This window comes from Streptomyces sp. NBC_00988 (assembly GCF_045162645.1).
In the GTDB taxonomy this organism is placed as follows: domain Bacteria; phylum Actinomycetota; class Actinomycetes; order Streptomycetales; family Streptomycetaceae; genus Streptomyces.
Genome location: NZ_CP108730.1, coordinates 7228940 through 7253243 on the forward strand (window position 1 = coordinate 7228940; position 24304 = coordinate 7253243).

Annotated in this window: 24 protein-coding genes and 1 riboswitch; of the genes, 10 read left to right on the top strand and 14 right to left on the bottom strand. The window is 69.3% G+C overall.

The annotated features are described in order from the left end of the window. Window positions 1-8: 8 nt before the first annotated feature. On the top strand, window positions 9-827 hold the full coding sequence (locus tag OG496_RS33255; protein WP_399397475.1) for an HAD family hydrolase: 819 nt from the start codon (window positions 9-11) through the stop codon (window positions 825-827). Here OG496_RS33255 and OG496_RS33260 read toward each other — a convergent pair. From OG496_RS33260 to OG496_RS33270, 3 genes are all read right to left on the bottom strand, one after another. Then, window positions 824-1291, bottom strand: a complete 468-nt coding sequence (locus OG496_RS33260) for a transglycosylase SLT domain-containing protein (RefSeq protein WP_399397477.1) — start codon at window positions 1289-1291, stop codon at window positions 824-826. The two genes, OG496_RS33255 and OG496_RS33260, sit on opposite strands and share 4 nt — an antisense overlap. Window positions 1292-1296: 5 nt before the next feature. Then, window positions 1297-1498: riboswitch (cyclic di-AMP (ydaO/yuaA leader) on the bottom strand. Window positions 1499-1729: 231 nt separating this feature from the next. Next, window positions 1730-3724: a CocE/NonD family hydrolase gene (locus OG496_RS33265; RefSeq protein WP_405973550.1), complete on the bottom strand. Its 1995-nt coding sequence runs from the start codon at window positions 3722-3724 to the stop codon at window positions 1730-1732. A 16-nt stretch (window positions 3725-3740) separates the two neighbouring features. Next, window positions 3741-5246, bottom strand: a complete 1506-nt coding sequence (locus OG496_RS33270; RefSeq protein ID WP_405862803.1) for a peptide MFS transporter — start codon at window positions 5244-5246, stop codon at window positions 3741-3743. 205 nt (window positions 5247-5451) lie between these two features. Between OG496_RS33270 and OG496_RS33275 the strand changes: the two genes are divergently transcribed. From OG496_RS33275 to OG496_RS33290, 4 genes are all read left to right on the top strand, one after another. Next, on the top strand, window positions 5452-6462 hold the full coding sequence (locus OG496_RS33275; RefSeq protein WP_405843025.1) for a polyprenyl synthetase family protein: 1011 nt from the start codon (window positions 5452-5454) through the stop codon (window positions 6460-6462). Window positions 6463-6763: 301 nt separating this feature from the next. Beyond that, complete coding sequence (locus tag OG496_RS33280; RefSeq protein ID WP_405973551.1) at window positions 6764-7996, top strand: LolA family protein; 1233 nt, start codon at window positions 6764-6766, stop codon at window positions 7994-7996. Window positions 7997-8047: 51 nt separating this feature from the next. Further along, window positions 8048-9022, top strand: coding sequence for an ABC transporter ATP-binding protein (locus tag OG496_RS33285; RefSeq protein WP_366497363.1), 975 nt, complete (start codon window positions 8048-8050; stop codon window positions 9020-9022). Further along, a complete protein-coding gene (locus tag OG496_RS33290; protein WP_366497362.1) occupies window positions 9009-9911 on the top strand; it encodes an ABC transporter permease in 903 nt (300 codons plus the stop codon). Before OG496_RS33285 ends, OG496_RS33290 begins: the two co-directional genes overlap by 14 nt. A gap of 7 nt (window positions 9912-9918) precedes the next feature. On the opposite strand, the gene OG496_RS33295 is transcribed toward OG496_RS33290, so the two are convergent. The 3 genes from OG496_RS33295 to OG496_RS33305 form a co-directional block, all read right to left on the bottom strand. After that, on the bottom strand, window positions 9919-10518 hold the full coding sequence (locus OG496_RS33295; RefSeq protein WP_405973552.1) for a flavodoxin family protein: 600 nt from the start codon (window positions 10516-10518) through the stop codon (window positions 9919-9921). A 292-nt stretch (window positions 10519-10810) separates the two neighbouring features. After that, window positions 10811-11368 (bottom strand): hypothetical protein, encoded by a 558-nt coding sequence (locus tag OG496_RS33300; RefSeq protein ID WP_405973553.1) that lies wholly within the window; start codon window positions 11366-11368, stop codon window positions 10811-10813. Between the two features lie 245 nt (window positions 11369-11613). Further along, window positions 11614-11736, bottom strand: coding sequence for a hypothetical protein (locus OG496_RS33305; protein WP_366489058.1), 123 nt, complete (start codon window positions 11734-11736; stop codon window positions 11614-11616). Between the two features lie 351 nt (window positions 11737-12087). Between OG496_RS33305 and OG496_RS33310 the strand changes: the two genes are divergently transcribed. Further along, window positions 12088-12864 carry a hypothetical protein gene (locus OG496_RS33310; protein ID WP_405973554.1) on the top strand — a complete coding sequence of 259 codons (777 nt, stop codon included), beginning with the start codon at window positions 12088-12090 and terminating at the stop codon, window positions 12862-12864. 10 nt (window positions 12865-12874) lie between these two features. On the opposite strand, the gene OG496_RS33315 is transcribed toward OG496_RS33310, so the two are convergent. Beyond that, on the bottom strand, window positions 12875-13345 hold the full coding sequence (locus OG496_RS33315) for a VOC family protein (protein ID WP_405973555.1): 471 nt from the start codon (window positions 13343-13345) through the stop codon (window positions 12875-12877). A gap of 38 nt (window positions 13346-13383) precedes the next feature. Then, window positions 13384-14391, bottom strand: coding sequence for an EamA family transporter RarD (rarD, locus tag OG496_RS33320; protein WP_405973556.1), 1008 nt, complete (start codon window positions 14389-14391; stop codon window positions 13384-13386). Window positions 14392-14550: 159 nt separating this feature from the next. Between rarD and OG496_RS33325 the strand changes: the two genes are divergently transcribed. Then, window positions 14551-14859 carry an alkyl sulfatase C-terminal domain-containing protein gene (locus tag OG496_RS33325; RefSeq protein ID WP_405973557.1) on the top strand — a complete coding sequence of 103 codons (309 nt, stop codon included), beginning with the start codon at window positions 14551-14553 and terminating at the stop codon, window positions 14857-14859. Between the two features lie 28 nt (window positions 14860-14887). Here the strand turns inward: OG496_RS33325 and OG496_RS33330 are convergent, their stop codons facing one another. Further along, on the bottom strand, window positions 14888-15742 hold the full coding sequence (locus OG496_RS33330) for an SDR family oxidoreductase (protein ID WP_405973558.1): 855 nt from the start codon (window positions 15740-15742) through the stop codon (window positions 14888-14890). A gap of 110 nt (window positions 15743-15852) precedes the next feature. On the opposite strand from OG496_RS33330, the gene OG496_RS33335 reads away from it, so the two are divergent. The 3 genes from OG496_RS33335 to OG496_RS33345 all read left to right on the top strand — a co-directional run bounded on the left by OG496_RS33335 (window position 15853) and on the right by OG496_RS33345 (window position 17144). Next, window positions 15853-16269 (top strand): winged helix-turn-helix transcriptional regulator, encoded by a 417-nt coding sequence (locus OG496_RS33335; protein WP_405973559.1) that lies wholly within the window; start codon window positions 15853-15855, stop codon window positions 16267-16269. 84 nt (window positions 16270-16353) lie between these two features. Further along, window positions 16354-16818, top strand: coding sequence for a DUF6082 family protein (locus OG496_RS33340; protein ID WP_405973560.1), 465 nt, complete (start codon window positions 16354-16356; stop codon window positions 16816-16818). A 68-nt stretch (window positions 16819-16886) separates the two neighbouring features. Next, a complete protein-coding gene (locus OG496_RS33345; protein WP_405973561.1) occupies window positions 16887-17144 on the top strand; it encodes a hypothetical protein in 258 nt (85 codons plus the stop codon). Window positions 17145-17206: 62 nt separating this feature from the next. Here the strand turns inward: OG496_RS33345 and OG496_RS33350 are convergent, their stop codons facing one another. The 5 genes from OG496_RS33350 to OG496_RS33370 all read right to left on the bottom strand — a co-directional run bounded on the left by OG496_RS33350 (window position 17207) and on the right by OG496_RS33370 (window position 24282). Further along, complete coding sequence (locus OG496_RS33350; protein WP_405973562.1) at window positions 17207-18286, bottom strand: 2-oxoacid:ferredoxin oxidoreductase subunit beta; 1080 nt, start codon at window positions 18284-18286, stop codon at window positions 17207-17209. Continuing rightward, window positions 18279-20207 (bottom strand): 2-oxoacid:acceptor oxidoreductase subunit alpha, encoded by a 1929-nt coding sequence (locus OG496_RS33355; RefSeq protein WP_405973563.1) that lies wholly within the window; start codon window positions 20205-20207, stop codon window positions 18279-18281. Before OG496_RS33355 ends, OG496_RS33350 begins: the two co-directional genes overlap by 8 nt. Before the next feature lie 318 nt (window positions 20208-20525). Continuing rightward, window positions 20526-21185, bottom strand: a complete 660-nt coding sequence (locus OG496_RS33360; RefSeq protein ID WP_366490331.1) for a response regulator transcription factor — start codon at window positions 21183-21185, stop codon at window positions 20526-20528. A 403-nt stretch (window positions 21186-21588) separates the two neighbouring features. Continuing rightward, window positions 21589-22938 carry a sensor domain-containing protein gene (locus OG496_RS33365; protein ID WP_366489069.1) on the bottom strand — a complete coding sequence of 450 codons (1350 nt, stop codon included), beginning with the start codon at window positions 22936-22938 and terminating at the stop codon, window positions 21589-21591. 123 nt (window positions 22939-23061) lie between these two features. Continuing rightward, window positions 23062-24282 carry a sensor domain-containing protein gene (locus tag OG496_RS33370; RefSeq protein ID WP_366489071.1) on the bottom strand — a complete coding sequence of 407 codons (1221 nt, stop codon included), beginning with the start codon at window positions 24280-24282 and terminating at the stop codon, window positions 23062-23064. Window positions 24283-24304 lie beyond the last annotated feature (22 nt).

Consider the following 24304-nt stretch of genomic DNA (forward strand, 5'->3'; position numbering starts at 1 on the left):
CTCTGATCATGGCCGCACCCCTCGCATATGCACTGATCGCCACCGACCTGGACGGAACGCTGCTGCGCGGCGACGACACCCTCTCCGACCGGTCCCTCGCCGTACTGCGGCGGGTGGCGGAGGCCGGTGCCCGGCACCTCGTCGTCACCGGCCGGCCCGCCCCGAGGGTGCGGCCCCTCCTCGACGACCTCGGCTCCCGGGGGCTCGCGGTGTGCGGACAGGGCGCGCAGTTGTACGACGCCGGCGCGGACCGTCTGCTCTGGTCGGTCACCCTGGACCGGGAGTTGGCGGAGACCGCGCTCGGCAAGATCGAGGCGGAGGTGGGCCAGGTGTACGCGGCGGTCGACCAGGACGGCGTGGACGGCCTCACCCTGATCGAGCCCGGCTACCTGATGCCGCACCCCACGCTCCCCGCGGTACGGGTGGGCCGACGCGACGACCTCTGGTGCGAACCCATCAGCAAGGTGTTGCTCCGTCACCCCGCCCTGGAGGACGACGAGTTGGCCTCCACGGCCCGCTCGGTGGTCGGTTCCCTGGCCTCGGTCACCATGTCGGGCCCCGGTACCGTCGAACTCCAGCCACTCGGCATCACCAAGGCGACGGGACTGGCCCTCGCCGCCCGCCACTTGGGCCTGACCCCGTCCGACACCATCGCCTTCGGCGACATGCCGAACGACATCCCGATGTTCGACTGGGCAGCCCACGGCGTGGCGATGGCCAACGCCCACCCCGAACTCAAGGCGGTGGCGGACGAGGTGACGAAGTCGAACGAGGACGACGGCATCGCCGTCGTCCTCGAAAGACTGCTGCTCGACGCGGGTTTCTAGTAAGCGCCGTACACGTTGTCGATGGAGCCGTACACGGCCGCCGCGTAGTTGCAGGCGGCGGTGATGTTCGCGACCGGGTCGTACGGATCGAACGAAGTCCCGGCCACGTGATACGCGTTGAACGTCGGGTCGATGACCTGGAGAAGCCCCTTCGACGGCGTACCGGCCGCCGCGTTGGAGTCCCAGTTGTTGATCGCGTACTGGTTACCGGACGACTCACGGATCACGTTCCGGTAGATCCCGTTGTACGTCCCCGGAATCCCCTTCTGCGCCATGATCGCGAGCGACTCACGGATCCACCCGTCAAGGGTGTTGGGGTACCCGGCGGTGGTGGTCGAGGCGGTGGTGGCCGCGGACGCGGTGGTCGCACCGACGACAGGAAGCGCGAGGATCGCGACACCGGTACCGGCGACAACGACACGGCGGACGAGGCGGGCGCGGCGGGACTGGGCGGTTGCAGGCATGACGAGGTTCCTCTCCGTCGCCTGCGAGGTGAGCTGTCGGGTTCGGGCTGGGAGGTGCCCGGCCAAGCCCTTGCGGACGTGACTTAACCCCAAGCCGTTCCGGTCGTGCTGACCGGCCCGGCGACTTACCTGGTTCCCCCGCTCCTGCCGTGCGAGAAGTTCGTGACTGGGATGCCGGGCGGCGGCAGGATTCGGCGTTCCGCTCGACAGGCCGGGAACGTATGCGAGAGCACATGTCCGGAACAAGTGGCGGAATCACACCTAACCCCTATTGACCTTGGTCTGAGGCGTATGAGGCACTTGATCCTTTGCGTGAGCCAAGGGTCAACTGTCAAATGCCGTAAGGGAGAACGCGGGCAGACCAGGACACAGGTCACGCACAGAAACGCGTGACCCAACTCACGGGAGGATTAAGAACGGCAAATCGGGCATTCGCCCTCAACTGGCAGTTCTCGGAATCCTTTTCTCCCATGTGCGGTGGAAGATCACTTCTTCGCCCTCGGTGCAGATGACCTCATTCGAGGTAATAAATTCCGTTTCGTCGCAAGTAATCTCCGACCGTGTCCGCACGGTCGTGTCCCACCCCAGCTCCGGCCGGTGCAGCCGGATCGACCAGTCCGACCGGGTGCGCGCCGACAACGGGTCGGACTCGTCGATCGTGTACGTCTCCAACGCGTCCTCGGTGAACTCCAACCCGTCCGGGTACACGCGCGTGCCGCCGTACCGGGGGTCCACCTCCAGCCGCCACTCGCCCTTCGCGACATCCCGCACGACCAGCCGCTCGGGGCGCGGTTCGTCCAGCGTGGCCGGGTAGTTGACCCCGAGCGGCTCGGCCTCCTCGGGTTCCTCGAAACGAATGCCCTCCGTCAACTCCTGCTCCCGCACCGGGAGTTCGAGCGCACTCCCCTCCGGGTCCAGCGTGAACCCAGCCGCCGACTCCGGCTGCGGCCAGATCCACGGCCAGTACGCCGACGACACCGCGAGCCGGATGCGGTGCCCGGGCGGGAACGCGTGCCCGATGCCGTTCAGCTCGAAGGTGACGTCCTCGGTGGCGCCCGGCGTCCACGGCACCGCCCGGTCCCGCCCGTGCCGCGCCGACAGGTTCAGCACACCCCGGGTGACGAGGGTCGAGGCGCCGTCGGGGGCCACGTCGCACAGCCGGGCGATCACCTGCCCGCGCGGCACCCCGCAGGTCAGCCGCAGCCGTACCCTCGGCCGCCCCAGCACCCACGTCTCGGCCGGCACCTCGAACTCGAAGCACGCCGACCGGGCGTCCTCGTCCCGCTGGTCCGGCGGCAGATCGGCGTCGTTCCCGAAGGGGAAGAAACGGCCCGCGTCCACACCGGTGTGCATGGGGGAGCGGACGATCACGGGCGCACCCCGGAGGCCGTACGTCGTCGTCTTCACGTGCGGCGAGGGCCACGCGGGTTCACCGACCCAACGGCCCGGGAGGGTGTCGTAGACCGTGGCCGGTGGGTGCGAGTCGCTGACGTAGGCCCGTAGGAGCGGGTCGGACGTGACGCCGGTGTCCTTGTCCTTGAGCCAGTGGTCCCACCAGCGGAGGGTCTCCTGGAGGAAGCCGATCGCGGGGCCCGGCGGCAGGCCGCGGTCCGGGTACTGGTGGGACCACGGACCGATCAGGCCGCGTACGCGGTCCGGCGGGAGGTGTTCGACGAGCCGTAGGACCGTGTCGCGGTACGGGTCGTGCCAGCCGCCCACCGCGAGGACGGCCGCGCCGATCGCGCCGTAGTCCTCGCAGACGCTGCCGTGCTTCCAGTAGTCGTCGCGGATCTGGTGGGCGAGCCAGGTGTGGATGAACGGGTCGATCTGTTCGAGGCGCTTGAGCCACATGTCGCGCCAGATCAGACCCGCGTACTCGGGGTCCGGCGGGCGGGCGACGAAGGCGAGCATGGTGGCCGCCCAGGCGTGCAGGTCGACGGCGAGGGCGGAACCTCCCATGTAGTGCACGTCGTTGTCATAGCGGTCGTCCGTGGAGCAGACCGTGACGATCGCCTTGAGCGGCTCGGGCGCGAGGGCCGCGATCTGGAGGGAGTTGAAGCCGCCCCAGGAGATGCCGAACATGCCGACCCTGCCGGTGCACCAGGGTTGCGCGGCAAGCCAGTTGACCACTTCTACGCCGTCGGCGAGTTCCTGGGCGTCGTACTCGTCGCCGGGGGCACCCTCGCTGTTGCCGTGCCCGCGCACGTCGACCCGGACGGAGGCGTAGCCGTGGCCCGCGTACCAGGGGTGGCGCTGGGCGTCCCGGGGCGCGGTCCAGTCGGTCAGGCGGTACGGGAGGTATTCGAGGAGCGCGGGGACGGGTTCGTCCGTCACCGGGCGCCACACGCGCGCGTAGAGGCGTGTTCCGTCCGCGAGGGGGATACGGATGTCCTCGTGGGCCGTCTCGTGGGGGAAGGACGTACGGATGCGCATGAGGGACCCCGCAGGTTCAGTGGACCGGGTGCATGGTGCGGCGCAGCCACGGCGCGGCGGCCATCACCGCGAGGCCCGCGGCCACCGCGATCGCGCCGTTGACGCCGAAGTAGGCCGGCTTGGAGACGTCGTCGTAGAGCTTCACCGTCTGGGCCTGGATGCCGTTCGCGAGGGCGAGGGACAGGAACCAGAGGGACATGGTCTGGCTGGAGAAGGCGGCCGGGGCGAGCTTCGTGGTGGCCGACATGCCGGAGGTCTCCAGGAGGATGTCGCCGAGGCCGAGCAGGAAGTACGAGCCGACGATCCACCAGGCCGACATCCGGTAGGCGTCGCCGCTGTGCCCGCTGGTCGGCAGGACCATCAGCAGGAAGGAGAGTCCGCCGAGTACGACGCCGATCGCGATCTTGTTGGAGGCGTGCGGCTGGCCGCGGCCCATGCGGACCCAGAGCGCGGCGACCACGGGCGCGAGCCCGACCTCGAAGGCGCCGAGCGCGGACGCGTACCAGCTGGCGGGGAAGTCGAAGCCCAGGATGGTCGTCTCGGCGTTCGACGCGGCCAGCAGCATCATCGTCGAATAGGCCTGGAAGAGGATGAAGTTGAAGACCGTCGAGGCCAGGAACAGCACGATGTACGGGCGCAGCCGGCCACGTTCCTCGGACGTCACCCGGGGGCTCGTGAACATCACCGAGAAGAACACGACCGGGGCGATCACGGAGATCACCGTGAGGAGGTCGACGAAGCGGCCCATCGTGAGCCAGCCGGCGGTGGCAAGCCCGGTCGCGAGCACGGCGGCCACCAGGATGCCTACGACGATCAGCCGGACCGCGCGGCGCAGCGCGTCCGGCGCGAGCGCGAACTCCGCGGTGTTCCTGCGACCGGCCAGGTGACGGCGCCCGGCGACGTACTGGATGAGCCCGAACGTCATGCCGACCGCGGCGGCCGAGAAGCCCCAGTGCCAGCCCTCGTGGTCGCCGAGCCAGCCGGTGATCAGCGGGCCCGCGAAGGCGCCGATGTTGATCGCCATGTAGTAGAGCGCGAAACCGGCGTCCCGGCGCTCGTCGTCGGTGCGGTAGAGCTTGCCGACCATGGTGGCCACGTTGGGCTTGAGCAGGCCGGTACCGGCGCTGATCAGGCCGAGGCCCACCCAGGTCATCGTGGAGGTGGGGACCGCCATCGCGTAGTGCCCGCAGGCGATCAGGATGCCGCCCCACAGCACCGCGCGGTACGAACCGAGGATGCGGTCCGCGAGCCAGCCGCCCGCGACCGAGACGAGATAGACCAGCGTTCCGTAGGCTGCCGACACGGACGCGGCCGTTCCGGACGACATGCCCATGCCGCCGTGCGCGACGGTATCCGCGAAGTAGAGGACGAGGATGGCCTGCATGCCGAGGAACGAGAAGCGCTCCCAGACCTCAAGCCCGGAGAGCGTGAGCAGCCCCTTGGGCTGGCCGAAGAAGGCGTGGTCGTCCTCGGGGGGCGGTTGGTCGTCGGGTTCGGCTTCCAGTGCGGTTCGAGACACCATCCACTACTTCCGCGTAAGTCGATAAATATCCGTTCTTATCAGGTGATCGAAAACATACCGGTCGTGATCCGATACCGCCCCTGCTGGACGGGGTGGGCGGCATGGGTGATCGAAAGCTGACCGGATACGCTGACTTGAGTGATGCCAGCGACCTATCGACAAACCGTGTGACCGCCCAGGGACACCAGCAGACAGGAGACCCCTCGTGACCGTCGTCGGGCCGTTCGGGCTGAGCGTGCGGGACCAGGCTCTGGAAGCCGATGTCCAGGCCGGATTGACGGCCGTCGAGGAGGGTCTGCTCGAAGCCACCAAGAGCGAGGTCCCCTTCATCACGGAGGCCGCCCAGCACCTCGTGCGCGCGGGCGGAAAGCGGTTCAGGCCGCTCCTCGTGATGCTCGCCGCGCAGTTCGGCGACCCCTACGCGCCGGGTGTCGTGCCCTCGGCCGTCGTTGTCGAGCTGACCCACCTCGCCACGCTGTACCACGACGACGTCATGGACGAGGCGACCGTACGGCGCGGCGTGGAGAGCGCCAACGTCCGCTGGGGCAACTCGGTCGCGGTCCTCACCGGCGACTTCCTGTTCGCGCGCGCGTCGCACACCCTGGCCGACCTCGGCCCCGAGGCGGTGCGGGTGCAGGCCGAGGCGTTCGAACGCCTCGTCACCGGCCAGATCCTGGAGACCGCCGGCCCCTCCGACGGACGCGACCCGGTCGAGCACTACCTCGACGTGCTCGGCGGCAAGACCGGCTCCCTGGTCGCGGTCGCCTGCCGCTTCGGCGCGATGATGTCCGGCTGCGACGACACGGTCGTGGACGTCCTCACCCAGTACGGCGAGCGGCTCGGCGTCGCCTTCCAGCTCGCCGACGACGTCCTGGACATCGCCTCCGACGGGGAGGAGTCCGGCAAGACCCCGGGCACGGACCTGCGCGAGGGCATCCCCACGCTGCCGGTGCTGCTGCTCCGGGAGCGGGCGGCCCGCCTGGGTCTCGCCGAGGACATCGCCCTGTGCGAGCTGCTCGACTCCGACCTCACGGACGACGCCCGGCACGCCGAGGCCCTCGCCCGCCTCCGCGTCCACCCGGCCCTGGAGCAGGCCCGCCGTGACACCGTCCGCTACGTGGAGGACGCCCGCGCGGCCCTCGCTCCGCTCCCCGAGTGCGACGCCAAGGTCGCCCTTCTGGAGATGTGCGACGCGGTGGTGCACCGCGCGGGCTGAGGTCCTGAGCAAGAGGTCCTGAGCAACTGCCGTACGGAAGCGGCGTCTTCCCCCTAGGGGTTTGGGGAGGCGTCGCTTCCGTGTGTCATACCCCAGGCGTACGTGGAGTTGGCTCCCGGGTCTGACGCTTATGCGTGGCGGATTTGGTCAGATGGAGAACAGGGAAAACACCACTCCTCACCGATTCGGGTGAGAATGGCGGCTCAGGGTGGTGGGGGCCCCTCCCGGTTCGAGCGAAGCCGAGAACTGGGGGAGAGTGCACGACGGACTAGCCGCCGCCGACGACGGAGGTAAGGCAGACATGGCACCGTACGAAACCGACGACAGCACGGACACCGGAGAGCGCGACGAGCTCCGGGCCGGGCGGCGCAGGGCGGCGCGGTACATCGTCCCGGTCACCGTGGTGGGGGTGGCGGCGGCGACCATCGGACTGGTCCCGGCGCTCGCCGACTCCGGCGACCCGAACCTTCCCAAGGTCACCGCTCAGCAGCTCATCGACAAGATCGCCAAGTCGGACGTCCAGCAGCTGTCCGGCACGGTGAAGATCAGCACGGACCTCGGCCTGCCCGACCTCGGCGGCCTGGAGAGCAGCATGCTGTCCGGCGCCACGAAGTCCGGCGACGGCTCCTCCGCCGACCCGACGACCAAGCTCACCGAGCTGGCCACCGGCACCCACACCCTGCGCGTCGCGGCCGACGGCCCCGACAAGCAGAAGGTCTCCCTGCTGGAGAACGCGGCGGAGTACAGCCTCATCCACAACGGCAAGGACGTCTGGGGCTACGACAGCCAGACGAACGAGGTCTTCCACGGCACGACCGCCGCGGATACTTCGAAGGGCGATGAGACCCGGGCAACGCCGAAGGGGCTCACCGACGAGGCGCTCAAGTCGGTCGACGACACGACGTCCGTCACGGTCGACGGCACGGAGCATGTTGCCGGGCGGGACGCCTACAAGCTGCTGATCAAGCCCAAGCAGTCCGGTACGACGGTCGGCGCGATCAGCATCGCGGTGGACGCGAAGACCGGCCTGCCGCTCAAGTTCACGCTCACCCCGGCGAGCGGCGGCGCGGCCGTCGTCGACGTCGGCTTCACCCAGCTCAGCCTCAGCAAGCCGGCCGCCTCGACCTTCGACTTCAAGACGCCCAAGGGCGCGAAGGTCACCACGGAGGACAGTGCGACGAAGGGTGCTCCGACCCCGGATCGCTCCGCCCCGTTCGGCAAGACGGACAAGACCGGCAAGGCGGGCAAGGGCCTCGGCAAGAGTGCCGACGACCCCACGGTCATCGGCAAGGGCTGGAACTCCATCGCCGTCTTCGAGACCGGCGGCCAGGGCATCCCGTCCGGCTCCAAGTCCGGCGGCGGCGACCTCGGCGGCTTCCTCAGCTCGCTCGGCGACCAGGTGAAGGGCTCCTTCGGTTCGGGCACGGTGTACTCGACCCGGCTGATCAACGCCCTGGTCACGGACGACGGCAAGGTGTACGTCGGCGCGGTCACCAAGAGCGCCCTGGTGAAGGCGGCCGACGCGGCGAAGTAAGTACCGACGGTTGATCAACTGCCGTAGGAGCACGACGAATTGAGGGAGTCGATGGGCGGACCGTCCGCTGAGGTGCAGGAACAGGCGGACGCGGGTGACGGCATCATCGCCACCCGTGGTCTCACCAAGCGCTTCCGCGGCGGGCAGCTCGCCGTGGACGGTCTCGACCTGACCGTCCCGGCGGGCAGCGTCTTCGGCTTCCTCGGGCCCAACGGCTCGGGCAAGACCACCACCATCCGCATGCTGATGGGGCTGATCGAACCCACGTCTGGGACGGCCCGTGTTCTGGGGCGGCCCATGCCCAGGTCTGTGCGTACGGTTCTGCCGCGTGTGGGCGCTCTCATTGAGGGGCCTGCGCTGTACGGCTTTCTCTCCGGGCGAGACAACCTGCTTCGTTACGACGCCGCTGATCCGACGGCCGATCCGCGTACCCGGCGGGATCGTGTGGCTTCCGCGCTGGACCGGGTGGGGCTGACGGCGGCCTCCGGGAAGAAGGCGAAGGCGTACTCCCTGGGGATGAAGCAGCGGTTGGGGCTTGCGTCCGCGTTGCTTCAGCCTCGGCAGCTGCTTGTTCTGGACGAGCCGACGAACGGGCTCGATCCGCAGGGGATGCGTGAGATTCGGTCTCTGATCCGGGAGTTGGCTTCCGACGGTACGACGGTCTTTCTCTCCTCCCATCTACTTGATGAGATCGAGCAGGTCTGCACCCACGCGGCGGTGATGGCACAGGGCCGGCTGATCACGCAGGGTTCTGTGGCCGAGCTGGCTGCGGGGACCAAGGGGCGGCTGTTCGTGGCTACGCCCGACCCTGGAGACGCGGCACGGGTGCTGAAGGAACTGGGGCTGGCCGACGTGGTCGTGGCGGAGGAGCGGGTGACCGCGGAGCCTCCCGATCGTGAACTCGCCGAGGTGAACGCGGCGTTGGTGACCGCCGGGGTGCGGGTGCGGGGCTTTGGGGTTGAACGGGCTTCTCTGGAGGACGCGTTCGTGGCGCTCACGGGGGAGGGGTTCGATGTCGCGGGCTGAGGTGGTTGCTTCCGCTGGTTCTGGGCCGGTTGCCGTGCGTGCGCCCCGGTTTCTCTGGACCTTTGGGCTGTTGCGCAGCGAGTTGGTGACGACGTTCCGGCGGTGGCGCACGCTTGCGTTGCTTGGTGTGCTGGCCGCCGTGCCGATTCTGGTCGGGATCGCGGTCAAGCTGGAGACGCAGGACGCGGGCGGGCCTGGGCGTGGGGACGGGGGTGGAGGGCCCGCGTTCATCGCGCAGATCACCAACAACGGGCTGTTCCTGGTGTTCACGGCGTTGGCCGCCACGCTTCCGTTTTTTCTGCCGATGGCCATCGGGGTCGTCGCGGGTGACGCGATCGCGGGCGAGGCCAGCGGGGGGACCCTGCGGTATCTCCTGGTGGCTCCGGCCGGTCGCACCCGGTTGCTTCTTACCAAGTACGCGACCGTGCTGACGTTCTGCGTGGTGGCGACCCTGGTCGTGGCGCTGTCGGCGCTGACGGTCGGGGCGTTGTTGTTTCCGCTGGGGGACCTGACGACCATCTCGGGTACGCAGATCAGTTTCGCGGAGGGGTTGGGGCGGGCGCTGTTGATCGCGTTGGTCGTGGCCGCGTCCCTTGTCGGTATCGCGGCCCTGGGGTTGTTCATCTCGACGATGACCAGCAGTGGGATCGCGGCGATGGCTACCACCGTGGGGCTGCTGATCACCGTCCAGATTCTGGACCAGATTCCCCAACTGCACGCGCTCCAGCCGTACTTCTTCTCCCACTACTGGCTGTCCTTCGCCGACCTCATGCGTGAGCCCGTGTACTGGGACGATCTGGTGAAGAACCTGGGTCTTCAGGCGTTGTACGCGGCGGTTTTCGGGTCGGCGGCGTGGGCGCGGTTCACGGCGAAGGACATCACGGCGTAGGGCGTTGCTACGAGGCTGAGTCCTCGAAGGGGAAGCGGGCCAGCGGGGCTTCCTGGGTGAAGAACGTCTTCGCTCGGGTCAGTGCCTCGGTGTCCTTCAGGACGTCGCCGGGGGCGCTGCCGTTGCCGAACAGGACTCCGCCGAAGCGCATCTTGAGGTACGCGGCCGAGTTGTTGAGCGTGCCGACCACCGGGGCGGCTACCACGGGTTCGTCGTCGGCGAGGGCGGAGATGCCCCAGAGGGTGCGGCCGGCCATCGTTGCCCTGAAGTCCGCGCCGGGGACACGCAGCCAGTCGGACCAGTAGTCCAGGTAGCGCTTGGTGAGGCCGGAGAGCGAGTACCAGTAGACCGGCGAGGCGATCACGATGTCCGTCGCGGCGAGGGTGGCGTCGAGGAGCTGCCGGATGGCGTCGTTCTCGGTGGGCTGGACCGCCCCGACGATTCCGTCGTGCCGGATGTCCAGGAAGTCGGGGAGCGGGTGGTCGGCCAGGCGTATCCACTCCTGCTCGACGTCCGGGGGCAGCTGCTCGGCGGCCCTGCGGGCGAGGAGTTCCGTGTTGCCGTCGAGGCGGGCGCTGCCCAGCACGAAGAGGAAGCGGCGGGTCATGGGTCCCCCAGGGGTAATCGGCGTGCGGCGATTGTAGCCGTATGCATTATATGCGTACGCAATCACCTGTCCATGGGGTGCCTGTGGGGTGGGGTGGTTGGGGTGGGTGCGCCCGCGGTGTGTGGGTGGGGTCGGGGTCGTGGCGGTACGGCGAGCCCGCCGCTGGTGGGGCCCCACGGTTTGTCTACATGGCTGAGCGGGTTGGTGCCGGGTACGCGGCGGGCTGCGCCGCACCGCCACGACCCACTCCCGTTTCGTCGGCGGCTGCGGGCTCGTGGGGCGAGGGGGGGTGTCAGCGGGGGTGCCGGGTTGTGCCTGTGAGGCGGGTCAGGGCTTCTGTTTCGCGGGGTGGTTCGCCGGTGAGGTCGCCGATGCGCCAGGCCGGGACCCAAGGGACGCGGTAGACGTCGATCACCGACTCGATGGCCTTGACGTGGGGGGCCAGCTGGCGGGGGAGGCGGCCGGGTGCGTCCGCTACGAGGACTACGGCGTCCAGGTCGAGGCCTGCGGGTGCCTCGCCGCGGCGGAAGACCTCCAGGGCGCGGGAGACGGCGGCCAGCCCTGCGGCATGCGTGCGGGCGACTAGCAGGATTGACGGTGGGTCCTCGGGGCCCGGCCAGTCGCGGCCGCAGTCCTGGCCGCCGTAGACCGAGGCGAGGGTGGTGGCGCCGGTGCCGCCGTGGGTGGCGACCCAGGAGAAGCGGCGGCGTGGGGTGGTGGCGATACGGGTGGGGATACTGGAGGGGCGCTCGGGTGCTTCCGGTGTCCCTGCGTGCGGGCCGTTGCCCACCGGTAGTGGTACCGGTCCGCGGAGCCAGATCTCCGGGCCCTGGCGTCCACCTGTCTGCATGACCGAGTTCCTCCCTCGTGGGCCCCGCCGGTGCTCACGGAACTCCTGGGACGAGGCTGTGACGTCGCGGTGACCTGAGAACCTGAAGGGAACGGCGAGACTCAACAGTACGCGTACGAACGGATCTTGACGTCGGGGAGCGCGGGCCGCCTCCCCGACGCATGCGAGTGAGGGAACCGATGACTCGACTCAGCCGCGAGAAGAAGCGGGAACAGAAGCGAGCCGCACGCTCGGCACCCACCGCGTCACCTTTCGAGGTACGCGTACCCGTGGACGGCCCGGGCGCCGGTGGTGCCTCGATCGGTGGAGTGCCGGTCGCGGTCGTCGCGGGGGAGGAGATCCAACAGGCGGTTCTGGGTCACCTTCATCGCATCGCCTCGGCCACGGGGCATCCCGTGCGCGCGACTGTCCACGACGATCGGATCGGGTACGTCGTTCCGCTTCAGATCGATCCGGACGGGTCCAGTCACTTCTCGGCGGAGCCTTGGGCGATGGCTGGCGTAGGGGAAGGCGCGGTGTCGGCCGTCCCTGCTGGGTTTCCGCCGCCGCCCGCTTTGCCGCCGGGGGTGTCTGCGGACGTCGTGGAACCTGGGCCGGAAATGGTGCGGGAGCCTGAGGGTCGCCGTGGGGCGAGCGGTGATCCGGTGACTCATCGGCTGCGGGCCGTGTCCGCTCCGGGGGTGGAGGGGGAGGTGGTTCCGACCTTTCCGTTGCGGGCTGTGCCTGAGTCGGTGGGGGAGTCGGCGCCCACGTTCCCGTTGCACGCGGTGCCGGAGTCGGCCGACGGGGGTGCGCCGCTGGGGTCGGTCCAGGTGCCTACGGGGGCGTTCGGGCCGCCGCCTGTGATGGACTCGGCGCCGGTGGCGGATGTACCGCCGGTCACTCCGGAACTCGCTCCCCGTCCCGCCGCCATCCCCATTCCCGACCTCGCCCTCACCGCCCCGGAACCGGACCCCAAGCCGACGCCCGCGCGTGGGTTCGACGCCGTGGCCGAGGCCGTGCTGGGGGACGAGCCGGTGACGACCGACGGTGCGGGGACCGCGTTTCTCATCGAGCCGATGGTGCGGATCAACGACGCCGTCAAGGCGGGGCGGATCGAGGAAGCGGTCGGGCTGGCGGAGCGGACCGTCGGGGATGCGGCGGGTGCTCTCGGGCCTGAGCACCCCGAGGTTCTGCGGTTGCGTGAACTCGCCGCCTACATCGCCTACTTGGCCGGAGACCCGCTCCGCGCCTTCCATCTCTCCCTCGACCTCGCCCGCATCCGCCACCGCGCCCACGACGCGGAGGCCGCCTACGGCAACGTCCAGAGCGCGGCCACGGCCTGGCGTGCCGTACGCGACCCGGAGCGGGGCCTCGCCCTCGGCCGCGACCTCATCGACCTGTGGACCGAACTCACCGCCGAGGACGGGCCCGCCGTAGAGGACATCGAGGAACTGGAGTCCGCTCGCGCCCGTATGGGGCGCCTCACCGAGCGCGCCCGCAGGGCCGCTGAGTGAAGGCCGCCGTCTAGGCCACGCAGAACTCGTTGCCCTCGGGGTCCGTCATCACGACCCATGCGCCGGCCGGTTCCGTCACCCGGCGCAGCACGCTCGCGCCGAGGCTCGTGAGGCGTTCCACCTCGGCCTCGCGGTGGTCCGGGCCCGGGTGCAGGTCGAGGTGGAGGCGGTTCTTGGTGGTTTTCGGCTCCGGGACCCGCTGGAAGAGGAGGCGGCGGCCCAGGCCCGTGCCGCGGTCCTTGTCGTAGGGGTCGTCGGGGTGTCGTACGGCCATCAGGTCGCGGAAGGCCGGGCGGCCGTGGAAGTCGACGGTCGCGGCTTCGGGCAACGCGCCCATTTTCAGGAGCTGTTGGACGAGGGTGCTGTTGTCCTCGGGCTCGTAGTGGAGTGCGGCGGCCCAGAAGTCCGCCTGGGCGTGCGGGTCCGCCGCGTCGATGACCAGCTTCCAGTGGATGGGTGTGGGTGCGGGCGTCTGTGTCATGCCCTTCACTCTGGCATCGGTGCGGTGTGGCTGCGGGGCTACGCCTCTACCGGGTCCGCCGGGTTCGCCGTGTCCACTGGGGTCGGACTGTCGGCTGGGGGCCTCTTCTGTTTCTGTGGGATCGCCGCCGCTGCCGCCCTGCCCCTGCGTGCCGTGCGCCATGCGTCCGTCGTCAGGAGGATGAGGGCCAGCCACACCAGCGAGAAGCCCGCCCAGCGTGCGGGTGGCATGGACTCGTGGAAGTACAGGATGCCCAGCAGGAATTGGAACACCGGGGCCATGTACTGGAGCAGGCCCAGTGTCGACAGCGGTACCCGGATCGCCGCCGCGCCGAAGCAGACGAGGGGGAGGGCGGTGACGATGCCGGTGGAGGCGAGCAGGGTGGCGTGGCCGGGGCCCTCCTGGGCGAAGGTCGCCTTGCCGTGCGCGCCGAGCCACAGCAGGTAGGCGAGCGCCGGCAGGAACTGGATCGCCGTCTCCGCGGCCAGGGACTCGATGCCGCCGAGGTTGACCTTCTTCTTCACCAGGCCGTACGTCGCGAAGGAGAAGGCCAGGCAGAGGGAGATCCACGGTGGTTGGCCGTAGCCGACCGCCAGGACGATCACGGCGGCCAGGCCTACGCCGACCGCGGCCCATTGCGCCGGGCGCAGGCGTTCCTTCAGGAGGAGGACGCCCATCGCGATGGTGACGAGGGGGTTGATGAAGTAGCCGAGCGAGGCCTCGACGACGTGGCCGCTGTTCACGGCCCAGATGTAGACGCCCCAGTTGACGGTGATGAAGGCCGCGGCGATCGTGACGAGGCCCAACTTGCGTGGCTGGCGCAGGAGTTCACCGGCCCAGGCCCAGCGCCGGATCACGAGGAGTGCCACGGCGACGAAGGCCAGCGACCACACCATGCGGTGGGCGAGGATCTCGGCGGCGCCGGCGGGCTTGAGCAGTGGCCAGAAGAGTGGGACGAGGCCCCACATGCCGTATGCCGCGAAGCCGTTCAGCAGTCCTATGTGGTGCTGGTCGCCCTTCGGCTTCCCGCTCGGCTTCCCGCTCACGGGCCCCTCCTTCACGCGCGCCTTGCCGCCTGGCCGCGCCGATGCGGCCAGCACGAAGGTAGCGCCGGGCGCCCTCGGCTGTCATGGCCGTATCGCCATACGGTCATGACAGGCGGGGGAGGGGCGCCCGACATGCGGCCGCTTCCACCCGATGTTGGGATGGAACGACGTGGCCTGTGTCGGCCTGAGGGCGCCTGGGACGACGACCTCACCATCGACCTCGTCCTCACCGACGAGGACCGCCGCCACCGCCTCACCCTGCACAACGGTGCGCTCACCCACCGCATCCTGGACACCCCCAGGACCCAGGCGGGCCTGACCCTCACCCTCACGAAGCCCCGGCTCCTGGGCCTCCTCGCAGGCAAGGGCCTCGACGGCGTCACGGCCGAGGGCGACGCGTCCTTGCCGGCCCGCCTCTTCTCCTACGTCACCCAGGCCGACAAGGCGTTCCCGATCGTCACGCCGTGATGGCCGGGGGAGGCCTTCCGCGGGCGGTTCAGCCCTTGAGCGCGATGGCGATCGACTCGCTGATCGGCGTGGTCGGGCGGCCCGACAGGCGGGACAAGTCCCCGGTGGAGACGACCAGTTGGCCCTGCGTGATGGACGCGTCGACGCCGACGAGGATCGCTGCGAACGGCTCGGGCAGGCCGGCGCCGGTGAGGATGCCGACGAGGGTCTCGGCGGGCACGTTGTTGTAGGCGATCTCCTTGCCGGTCTGCCGGCTCAGCTCGGCCGCGTACTCGGCGAAGCCCCACGCCTCGTCGCCGCCCAGTTCGTACGTCTGGTTCTCGTGGCCCTCGCCGGTCAGTACGGTGACGGCGGCAGCGGCGTAGTCGGCACGGCTCGCGGAGGAGACCCGGCCGTCACCGGCGGCGGCCACGACGGCGTTGTGCTCCAGCACGGGGGCGAGGTTCTCGGTGTAGTTCTCGTTGTACCAACCGTTGCGGAGCAGGGCGTACGGCACACCGGACGCGAGCAGTGCCTCCTCGGTGCCGTGGTGGTCGTCGGCCAGGGCGGCGGTGAGGGTGCCGGGGGCGCTGGTGTAGGCGAGGAGGGCGACACCGGCGGCCTTCGCGGCCTCGATGACGACCTTGTGCTGCTCGACCCGGCCCTTGTCGAACTCGTTGCCGGAGATCAGCAGCACCTTGTCGCCGGCGGCGAAGACGGTGCCGAAGGTCTCGGGGGTGTTGTAGTCCGCGACCACGATCTTCACGCCGCGCTCGGCGAAGTCGGCGGCCTTCTCCGGCGTCCGTACGACAGCGGTGATCTGGTCGGCCGGAACCTTCTCCAGCAACTGCTCCACGACGTGACGGCCGAGGTGTCCGGTGGCTCCGGTGACGACGATGCTCATGGGTGACAGCTCCTTGTGGGTGTGCGGCGTGGTGCGGTGCGGTGCGTGTCACTAACCCTAGGGGAGGCGCTAACTCGTGGAAAGTACCCACTTTGAAGTAAGGTACTGGCATGGCAGTAAGCGCAGAGATGACGGGTGGCCGCACCGAGGGTGAGGCGATGTGCCCGCACCGCCTGATCATGGAACACGTCACGTCCCGCTGGGGCGTCCTGGTCCTCATCGAACTCCTCGACCGCCCCTACCGCTTCAGCGAACTCCGCCGCGCGATCGGAGAGGTCAGGCAGGTGAGCGAGAAGATGCTGGCGCAGACCCTGCAGACCCTCGAACGGGATGGCCTGATCCACCGCGACGCCAAACCGGTGATCCCGCCCCGGGTCGACTACTCCCTGACCGAACTGGGACGGGAGGCGGCGGAACAGGTACGGGGTCTGGCGTTGTGGGCCACGGACCGGATGGGGCGGGTGTTGGAGGCGCGGGAGGCGTACGACGCGGAGAAGGGGCGAGCCGGTACCGCCGGGGCGCCTTAGTCCTGCCTTGTGCGCGGCGCGTCCTTCCATGCGCCCCCTTTCCGCCTCGCGCGCCGCTTTCGGGGGCGGGGCAGGCTGGTCGGCATGGTTGCGTCACAACAGGACGAGCTCATACGGGAGTTGGCCCGCCAGATCGGTTTCATGGCGGAGGAGCTGCGCAACGCGAACCGGATCCAGTTGCACCGCCTCTTCGGTGAGCAACTGGACCGGGCGATCGACGATCCCTCGTTCGCGGACGTGTTGGGTGCTCCGGGCGGTGTGTCCCTGGAGAGGCGCCGTCAACTGGCCTTCGCCAACAAGCAGTACGTGCTGATTCTGCTGAGTTATCGCATCGGTGGCATCGACAGAGGTGAACTGCTCGGTCACCTCAAGTTCCTGAGCAAGAGTTCCGTATTCGCGGAGTACTGGCAGCTCACCTCCGAGGGCCGGAGTTCGTTGCCGAAGGAGTCGTTGGAAGCGCGGATCGGCAGAGCGGTCAATGCCGTCATGGAAGAGCGGCTCGACGATCTGGACGAGTGGTGGGTGGTCGGGGCGCCCTCCGAGGCGTAAGCCGAGAGCCGGCGACCGCCGATTGGCTACCTTGCGGTTGTGCTCGACGCCGAGAGGGGCCCACTTATATGCGTCACGAAAACTTGTCCGTCCGAATAGTCCGCCGCCTTGGCGACCCGCCGAGTCAGCGGGGCTCCGTGTCCGGCCAGAACTGCCCCGACCTCTTCGAGTTGAGTGACGGCAACTTCGCCGTCATCGGAACCGACCGCACCGAAGAACTCGACTCTCTCCTCCCCGCCGACGCCGCCCGAGCCGACTACGAGCGCATCGTCGTCATCACTCGCGACACCCTGCTCCGTGCCAAGCGGGACATCCCCGACGCCTGACGTAAACAGAGCAGAGGGCCCGGGTATCACACCCAGGCCCTCCGTCCGTATGAGCGAAACCGTCAGCCGACGACGGTCCAGGTGTCGCCGCCGGCGAGCAGTGCGGCGAGGTCGCCTTTGCCGTTCTGTTCGATGGCTGTGTCGAGTTGGTCGGCCATCTGGGTGTCGTAGACCGGGCGTTGCACGGACCGGAGGACGCCGATGGGGGTGTGGTGGAGGGTGTCGGGGTCGGCCAGGCGGGACAGGGCGAAGGCGGTGGTCGGAGACGTCGTGTGGGCGTCGTGGACGAGGATCTGCGCCTCGTTGTCCGGGGTTACGTCGACCACCTTCAGGTCGCCCGTCGTCGCGTCCCGGATCACGCCGCGCGAAGCGTCCGCGCCGAAGCGGATCGGCTGCCCGTGTTCCAGGCGGATCACCGCCTCCTCGGCCTGCTGGCGGTCCTTCAGCGCGTCGAAGGCGCCGTCGTTGAAGATGTTGCAGTTCTGGTAGATCTCGACGAGCGCCGTGCCGGGGTGGGCGGCCGCCTCGCGGAGGACCTGGGTGAGGTGTTTGCGGTCCGAGTCGATCGTCCTCGCGACGAAGGACGCCTCCGCGCCGATCGCGAGCGACACCGGGTTGAAGGGGGCGTCCAGGGAGCCCATCGGCGTCGACTTGGTGATCTTGCCTACCTCGGAGGTCGGCGAGTACTGGCCCTTCGTCAGGCCGTAGATCCGGTTGTTGAAGAGGAGGATCTTCAGGTTGACGTTGCGGCGCAGGGCGTGGATCAGGTGGTTGCCGCCGATGGAGAGGGCGTCGCCGTCACCTGTGACCACCCAGACGCTCAAGTCCCGCCTGGAGGACGCCAGTCCGGTCGCGATCGCGGGCGCGCGGCCGTGGATCGAGTGCATGCCGTACGTGTTCATGTAGTACGGGAAGCGGGAGGAGCAGCCGATGCCGGAGACGAAGACGATGTTCTCCTTGGCCAGGCCCAGTTCCGGCATGAAACCCTGCACCGCCGCGAGGATCGCGTAGTCACCGCAGCCGGGGCACCAGCGCACTTCCTGATCGGACTTGAAGTCCTTCATGGACTGCACGGCCTCGGCCTTGGGGACGAGTGAAAGTGCCTCGATCGTGCCCGTGCCTTCCGTGGACGTCTCAGCCATCGATGGCCTCCTTGAGAGCCGTGGCGAGCTGCTCAGCCTTGAACGGCATGCCGTTCACCTGGTTGTACGAGTGCGCGTCCACCAGGTACTTCGCCCGCACCAGCGTGGCGAGCTGACCGAGGTTCATCTCGGGGATCACCACCCGGTCGTAGCGCTTGAGGACCGCGCCGAGGTTGCGGGGGAAGGGGTTGAGGTGGCGCAGGTGCGCCTGGGCGATCGACTCACCGGCGCCCCGCAGGCGGCGGACTGCCGCCGTGATCGGTCCGAACGTCGAGCCCCAGCCGAGGACCAGCGTCCGCGCTCCGTGCGGGTCGTCGACCTCCAGATCCGGTACGTCGATGCCGTCGATCTTGGCCTGGCGGGTGCGGACCATGAAGTCGTGGTTGGCGGGGTCGTAGGAGATGTTGCCCGTGCCGTCCTGCTTCTCGATGCCGCCGATGCGGTGTTCCAGGCCGGGCGTGCCGGGGATCGCCCACGGGCGGGCCAGGGTCTGCGGGTCGCGTTTGTACGGCCAGAAGACCTCGGTGCCGTCGTCCAGGGTGTGGTTCGGGCCCTGCGCGAACTGGACGGTGAGGTCCGGGAGTTCGTCGATGTCGGGGATGCGCCAGGGCTCGCTGCCGTTGGCCAGATAGCCGTCGGAGAGGAGCATCACCGGGGTGCGGTAGGTGAGCGCGATCCGCGCGGCCTCGATCGCCGCGTCGAAGCAGTCGGCCGGGGTGCACGGGGCGACGATCGGGACCGGCGCCTCGCCGTTGCGCCCGAACATCGCCTGGAGCAGGTCGGCCTGTTCCGTCTTGGTGGGGAGGCCGGTGGACGGGCCGCCGCGCTGGATGTCCAGGACGAGGAGCGGGAGTTCCATCGATACGGCGAGGCCGATGGTCTCCGACTTCAGTGCCACGCCCGGGCCGCTCGTCGTCGTCACCGCGAGGGAGCCGCCGAAGGCCGCCCCCAGCGCGGCGCCGATGCCCGCGATCTCGTCCTCGGCCTGGAAGGTCCGTACACCGAAGTTCTTGTGCCGGCTCAGCTCGTGCAGGATGTCCGAGGCCGGGGTGATCGGGTACGAGCCCAGGAAGAGGGGCAGGTCCGCCTGTCGGGACGCGGCGACCAAGCCGTAGGACAGGGCCAGGTTCCCGGAGATGTTGCGGTAGGTGCCGGTCGGGAACGCGGTGGTGGCCGGTGCGACCTCGTAGGAGACCGCGAAGTCCTCGGTCGTCTCGCCGAAGTTCCAACCCGCCCTGAACGCCGCGATGTTGGCCGCCGCGATCTCGGGTTTCTTGGCGAACTTCGACTTCAGGAACTTCTCGGTGCCCTCGGTCGGCCGGTGGTACATCCACGACAGCAGGCCCAGCGCGAACATGTTCTTGCTGCGCTCGGCCTCCTTGCGGGTCAGGCCGAAGTCCTTCAACGCCTCGACGGTGAGGGCCGTCAGCGGCACGGGGTGCAGGCTGTAGCCGTCCAGCGACCCGTCGTCCAGGGGCGAGGCGGCGTAACCCACTTTCTGCAGCGCGCGTTTGGTGAACTCGTCCGTGTTGACGATGATCTCCGCACCGCGCGGCACATCGGCGATGTTCGCCTTCAGAGCGGCCGGATTCATCGCGACCAGCACGTTGGGCGCGTCGCCCGGGGTCAGGATGTCGTGGTCGGCGAAATGCAGCTGGAACGACGAAACCCCCGGCAGGGTGCCTGCGGGGGCGCGGATCTCGGCCGGGAAGTTCGGCAGTGTGGAGAGGTCGTTCCCGAAGGACGCCGTCTCCGAGGTGAAGCGGTCACCGGTGAGCTGCATACCGTCACCCGAGTCACCGGCGAACCGGATGATCACCCGGTCCAGGCGCTGGACGTCCTTCACCCCCGCCGGTTTGCGTTGTTCCCCTACGACGGCTCCGTCGGCCTGCTCCGCTGGGCTACTGACCTGGCTGGTCACTGAACTGGACCTCCTCTTCGAGGACGCTGTCCGGGCATGGTCGTACTGCCGACCCTCCCAGGATCAACCCTACGTCTGTAAGGGTCGCCTTCCTTCGGCCGTTCGCATGATGGACGCAGTTTTGAGACGGCCCGGCGCCCTGACTTGTCATGATTTCCCGCCCCCCGGTACTTCCCTTGACGACGCTCCCGTTGCGTTGACTGGTTCTCGGATCACGCTGTCCGAGTCCCGGACTCGGCTGACAGCGAACTGACGGTGGTGAACAACCGCCGGTCGGCGGCCGGACAGCTGACACGGTGTCAGTTTGGCAGGATTCTGTCAGGAGTTGAGGTAGGTGAGGACGGCCAGAACTCGTCGGTGATCCCCGTCACTCGGCGACAGGCCCAGCTTCAGGAAGATGTTGCTGACGTGCTTCTCGACCGCGCCGTCGCTCACCACGAGCTGTCGGGCTATCGCGGAGTTCGTCCGTCCTTCGGCCATCAGCCCCAGCACCTCGCGCTCCCGAGGGGTGAGTCGGGCGAGCACGTCCTGCTTACGGCTGCGCCCGAGCAGCTGCGCGACCACCTCCGGGTCGAGCGCCGTACCGCCCGAGGCCACGCGCACCACCGCGTCGACGAACTCACGCACCTCGGCCACCCGGTCCTTCAGCAGATAGCCGACGCCGTGCGTGGAACCGGCCAGCAGTTCGGTGGCGTAGCGCTCCTCCACGTACTGCGACAACACCAGCACGCCGAGGCCGGGATGCGCCTTGCGCAGCTCCACGGCTGCCCGCACGCCTTCGTCTGTGTGCGTCGGCGGCATCCGTACGTCGGCCACGACCACGTCCGGCAGCGCGCCCTGATCCGCCAGCTCGGTGATGGTCTTCACCAGCGCGTCGCCGTCGCCCACCCCGGCCACCACGTCGTGCCCGCGGTCGGTCAGCAACCGGGTCAGGCCCTCCCTGAGCAGCACTGAATCCTCGGCGATGACCACCCGCACCCTGTCCTCCACGATGTTCGGCCCCCCATTGCCCGCCCTGCCGGCCCACGTCGACTCGCGTCCGTCCACACGACAGGTCCAGCATTCCAGGGTTCGCGACCTGGTGCGGGCGGGGGGATGGAATCGGGGAAGGGGGGGTGTTGGAGGCTGGGGGTAAATCTAACCGTTGTCGGGTGCTTTGAATGGTTAGGCTGGACCCCAGCCTGCGGAGGGTGGTGGGGGTAGAGGAATCCGGCCTGTCCGGTGTCTGCTCCGCTGCGCGGACGTTCGCCCTTTCAGCACACGCCGGCTATTTCTAGACTGTCCGGCGTTTGAGGACGAGGCCGTTCAGGCCGATGGGGGTCTGGGAGCGCAGCCCCCAGAGGGCAGGGCGGCGGGCTCAACCCTTCAATGCCCCAAGCCCTCAACCCCGCCAGGGCAGCTCCGCCGTGATCCTGGTAGGCCCACCCACCGGCGAGTCCACCACCAGAATCCCGTCCACCGCGTCGAGCCGCCCGGCAAGACCGGCCAGCCCCGAACCGCCGGAGGCATCCGCGCCGCCCACCCCGTTGTCCACGACCTGCAGCATCAGCCGGTTCTCCACCCGCCACACATCCACGGCCGCCCACGTCGCCTTCGCGTGCTTGCTGATGTTCTGCAGCAGCTCGGAGACGGTGAAGTACGCGATCCCCTCGATGGCCGCCGCCGGCCGCGCCGGCAGATCCACCTCCACCTGCACCGGCACAGTGCAGCGCGAGGCCACGGAGGACAGGGCGGCGTCCAGCCCCCGGTCGGTCAGCACCGCCGGATGGATCCCGCGCGCCAGGTCCCGCAGCTCCTGCAACGCCGTCTTCACCTCACCGTGCGCCTCGCCCACCATCCGCGCCGCGGCCTCCGGGTCCTCCGTCAGCTTCTCCTTCGCCAGCCCCAGATCCATGGCCAGAGCTACGAGGCGAGCCTGCGCGCCGTCGTGCAGGTCCCGCTCGATGCGCCGCAGGTCCGCCGCCGCTGTGTCGACCACGACACCCCGGTCAGACTCCAGCTCCACGACCCGCGTCGCCAGCGTCGACGGTCCGAGGAGCCCGTGCACCATCAGCCGGTCGACCATCGTCAGCGCCCGCACGATCCACGGCGTGGCCAGTGTGAACAGCAGTCCGACCAGCGCGGTGACGGTGATCTCGAAGGGGTTGTCCAGATAGATCTGGTGGTGCTCGTCGCCGTAGAGCTGAAGGCCGCCCCCACCGCCGTACATCGGGAAGAGCCAGAACCACAGCGGGTACGTCAGGAGGGCCCAGCCGTAGGCCCAGAAGTTGAGGGCGACGACGAAGGAGAAGACCGCCCACGGGAAGTGCAGTACGGCGTACAGCAGGTGGCGCCAGGACGTGCCGCTCTTGAGGACGGCGCCCATCCAGGCCATCGGGCCGTTCTTCTTCATGCGCAGCGGCTCGGGATCGGCGACGTCCAGGTCGAGCAGGCGGCGGGCCCGCGCCCGTTCCAGCGCGCCGAAGCCCCGGCAGCCGGCCAGGGCGCCCGCCAGGACCGGGACGCCGAGGAAGGTGATCAGCAGGCCCGCGCCCAGCGACACCATCGTGACGGCGTAGGTGAAGAGCAGGATGCTGATCGGCAGGCTCAGCAGCACATAGCCGAACTCCCGCCAGCTGCGCGCCTCAAGGGGTGCGCGCAGCGCGGTCGGCAACCGGTGCCGGCGCTGACGCCGCCCGTCGAGGTCGAACGTGCCGTGCGATCCGTACCCCTGCCCGTACTCCGTGGCCATTGACGTGGTCCCGTTCTACTCGTTGTCCGCAGCCGTGCCAGCCGTGCTGTCGTATCTCCAGACTGCTCGACCGCAGGTCCGTGGACCATGGAGTCCGTCGGCCTCCCGGGAGGGGGGTTTTCCCTACCCCCGGCCCGGTCCGGTGGTCCGGTCGCGCTCGCGCCACGGCAGCTCCGCCGTGACGGTCGTAGGTCCCCCAGGCGGGGAGTCGAGGACGAACAGGCCGTCGACCGCGCCGAGTCGGTCGGCGAGGCCGCGCATGCCGGTGCCGCCGTCGAGGTTCGCGCCGCCGCGGCCGTCGTCCCAGACCTGGATGAGCAGGCGGTCGTCCGACCGCCACACGTCGACCGACGCCGTACGGGCGCCGCTGTGCTTGCTGATGTTCTGCAGCAGCTCGGAGACGGTGAAGTACGCGATGCCCTCGATGGCCGCGGCCGGGCGCGCGCCGATGTCGGCCGTCACCTTCACCGGCACCGTGCAGCGCGAGGCGACGGAGGAGAGGGCGGCGTCCAGCCCGCGGTCGGTGAGGACGGCGGGATGGATCCCGCGCGCAAGGTCCCGCAGCTCCTGGAGCGCCAGCTTCACCTCGCCGTGCGCCTCGTCGACCATCGCGGCGACCTGCTCGTCGGCCCGGCCCTCCAGCAGCTTCTCCTTGGCCAGCCCCAGGCCCATCGCCAGATTGACCAGCCGGGCCTGCGCCCCGTCGTGCAGGTCGCGCTCGATCCGCCGTAGATCCGCCGCCGCCGTGTCGACGACGACACCCCGGTCGGACTCCAACTCGGCGATACGGCGCTCCAGTTCGTCGGAGGGGGAGAGGAGGCCGCGCACCATCGCGCGGTCCGCGTTCGCCAGCCCGCGCGCGATGAACGGCAGCACCGGCCACAGCACGAACAACGAGGTCAGCGTGACGGTGAAGGTGACGATGCCCCACGGCAACCGCATCCCGTCGTACAGCACCGTCCGCCAGCCCACCGGGTCCTTCAGTGCCATCCACACCCGTTGCAGCAGCCCGCCGCCCTTGCGCCACGGCAACGGGCTCGGCTCGTCGATCCGCACCCCGAGCAGCCGCCGGGCCCGGCCCCGCTCGAACTTCCCGATCAGCCGCGCGCCCATCAACCCCAGCGCGAGCAGCGGAAACCCGACCACGGTGACGGTCAGGCCGCCGCTGATGGTCAGCATCGTCACCACATAGACGAAGCCGAACACCGACACCGGCAGATTCGTCAGGAGATGCGCGATCTCCTTCCAGGTGTGTCTGTCATAGGCGAAGCGGGCCGGCGGCAGCGGCTCGTCGAGCTCGCCGCCGGATGCCGCCGGGTCGGCGTAGGGGATGCGTACGGTCATATGGGCCAGCGTGCCGCGCGAC

Bases quoted from the DNA above. Each gene is read 5' to 3' on its own strand.
- OG496_RS33285 (WP_366497363.1), top strand. From the start codon at position 8,048: ATGGGCGGACCGTCCGCTGAGGTGCAGGAACAGGCGGACGCGGGTGAC.
- OG496_RS33260 (WP_399397477.1), bottom strand. From the start codon at position 1,291: ATGCCTGCAACCGCCCAGTCCCGCCGCGCCCGCCTCGTCCGCCGTGTC.
- OG496_RS33370 (WP_366489071.1), bottom strand. From the start codon at position 24,282: ATGACCGTACGCATCCCCTACGCCGACCCGGCGGCATCCGGCGGCGAG.
- OG496_RS33290 (WP_366497362.1), top strand. From the start codon at position 9,009: ATGTCGCGGGCTGAGGTGGTTGCTTCCGCTGGTTCTGGGCCGGTTGCC.
- OG496_RS33265 (WP_405973550.1), bottom strand. From the start codon at position 3,724: ATGCGCATCCGTACGTCCTTCCCCCACGAGACGGCCCACGAGGACATC.
- OG496_RS33255 (WP_399397475.1), top strand. From the start codon at position 9: ATGGCCGCACCCCTCGCATATGCACTGATCGCCACCGACCTGGACGGA.
- OG496_RS33280 (WP_405973551.1), top strand. From the start codon at position 6,764: ATGGCACCGTACGAAACCGACGACAGCACGGACACCGGAGAGCGCGAC.
- OG496_RS33270 (WP_405862803.1), bottom strand. From the start codon at position 5,246: ATGGTGTCTCGAACCGCACTGGAAGCCGAACCCGACGACCAACCGCCC.
- OG496_RS33365 (WP_366489069.1), bottom strand. From the start codon at position 22,938: ATGGCCACGGAGTACGGGCAGGGGTACGGATCGCACGGCACGTTCGAC.
- OG496_RS33315 (WP_405973555.1), bottom strand. From the start codon at position 13,345: ATGACACAGACGCCCGCACCCACACCCATCCACTGGAAGCTGGTCATC.
- OG496_RS33295 (WP_405973552.1), bottom strand. From the start codon at position 10,518: ATGACCCGCCGCTTCCTCTTCGTGCTGGGCAGCGCCCGCCTCGACGGC.
- OG496_RS33345 (WP_405973561.1), top strand. From the start codon at position 16,887: ATGCGTCACGAAAACTTGTCCGTCCGAATAGTCCGCCGCCTTGGCGAC.
- OG496_RS33330 (WP_405973558.1), bottom strand. From the start codon at position 15,742: ATGAGCATCGTCGTCACCGGAGCCACCGGACACCTCGGCCGTCACGTC.
- OG496_RS33335 (WP_405973559.1), top strand. From the start codon at position 15,853: ATGGCAGTAAGCGCAGAGATGACGGGTGGCCGCACCGAGGGTGAGGCG.
- OG496_RS33305 (WP_366489058.1), bottom strand. From the start codon at position 11,736: ATGAAGGTGACCCAGAACCGCCTGTTGGATCTCCTCCCCCGCGACGAC.
- OG496_RS33300 (WP_405973553.1), bottom strand. From the start codon at position 11,368: ATGCAGACAGGTGGACGCCAGGGCCCGGAGATCTGGCTCCGCGGACCG.
- OG496_RS33350 (WP_405973562.1), bottom strand. From the start codon at position 18,286: ATGGCTGAGACGTCCACGGAAGGCACGGGCACGATCGAGGCACTTTCA.
- OG496_RS33340 (WP_405973560.1), top strand. From the start codon at position 16,354: ATGGTTGCGTCACAACAGGACGAGCTCATACGGGAGTTGGCCCGCCAG.
- OG496_RS33325 (WP_405973557.1), top strand. From the start codon at position 14,551: ATGGAACGACGTGGCCTGTGTCGGCCTGAGGGCGCCTGGGACGACGAC.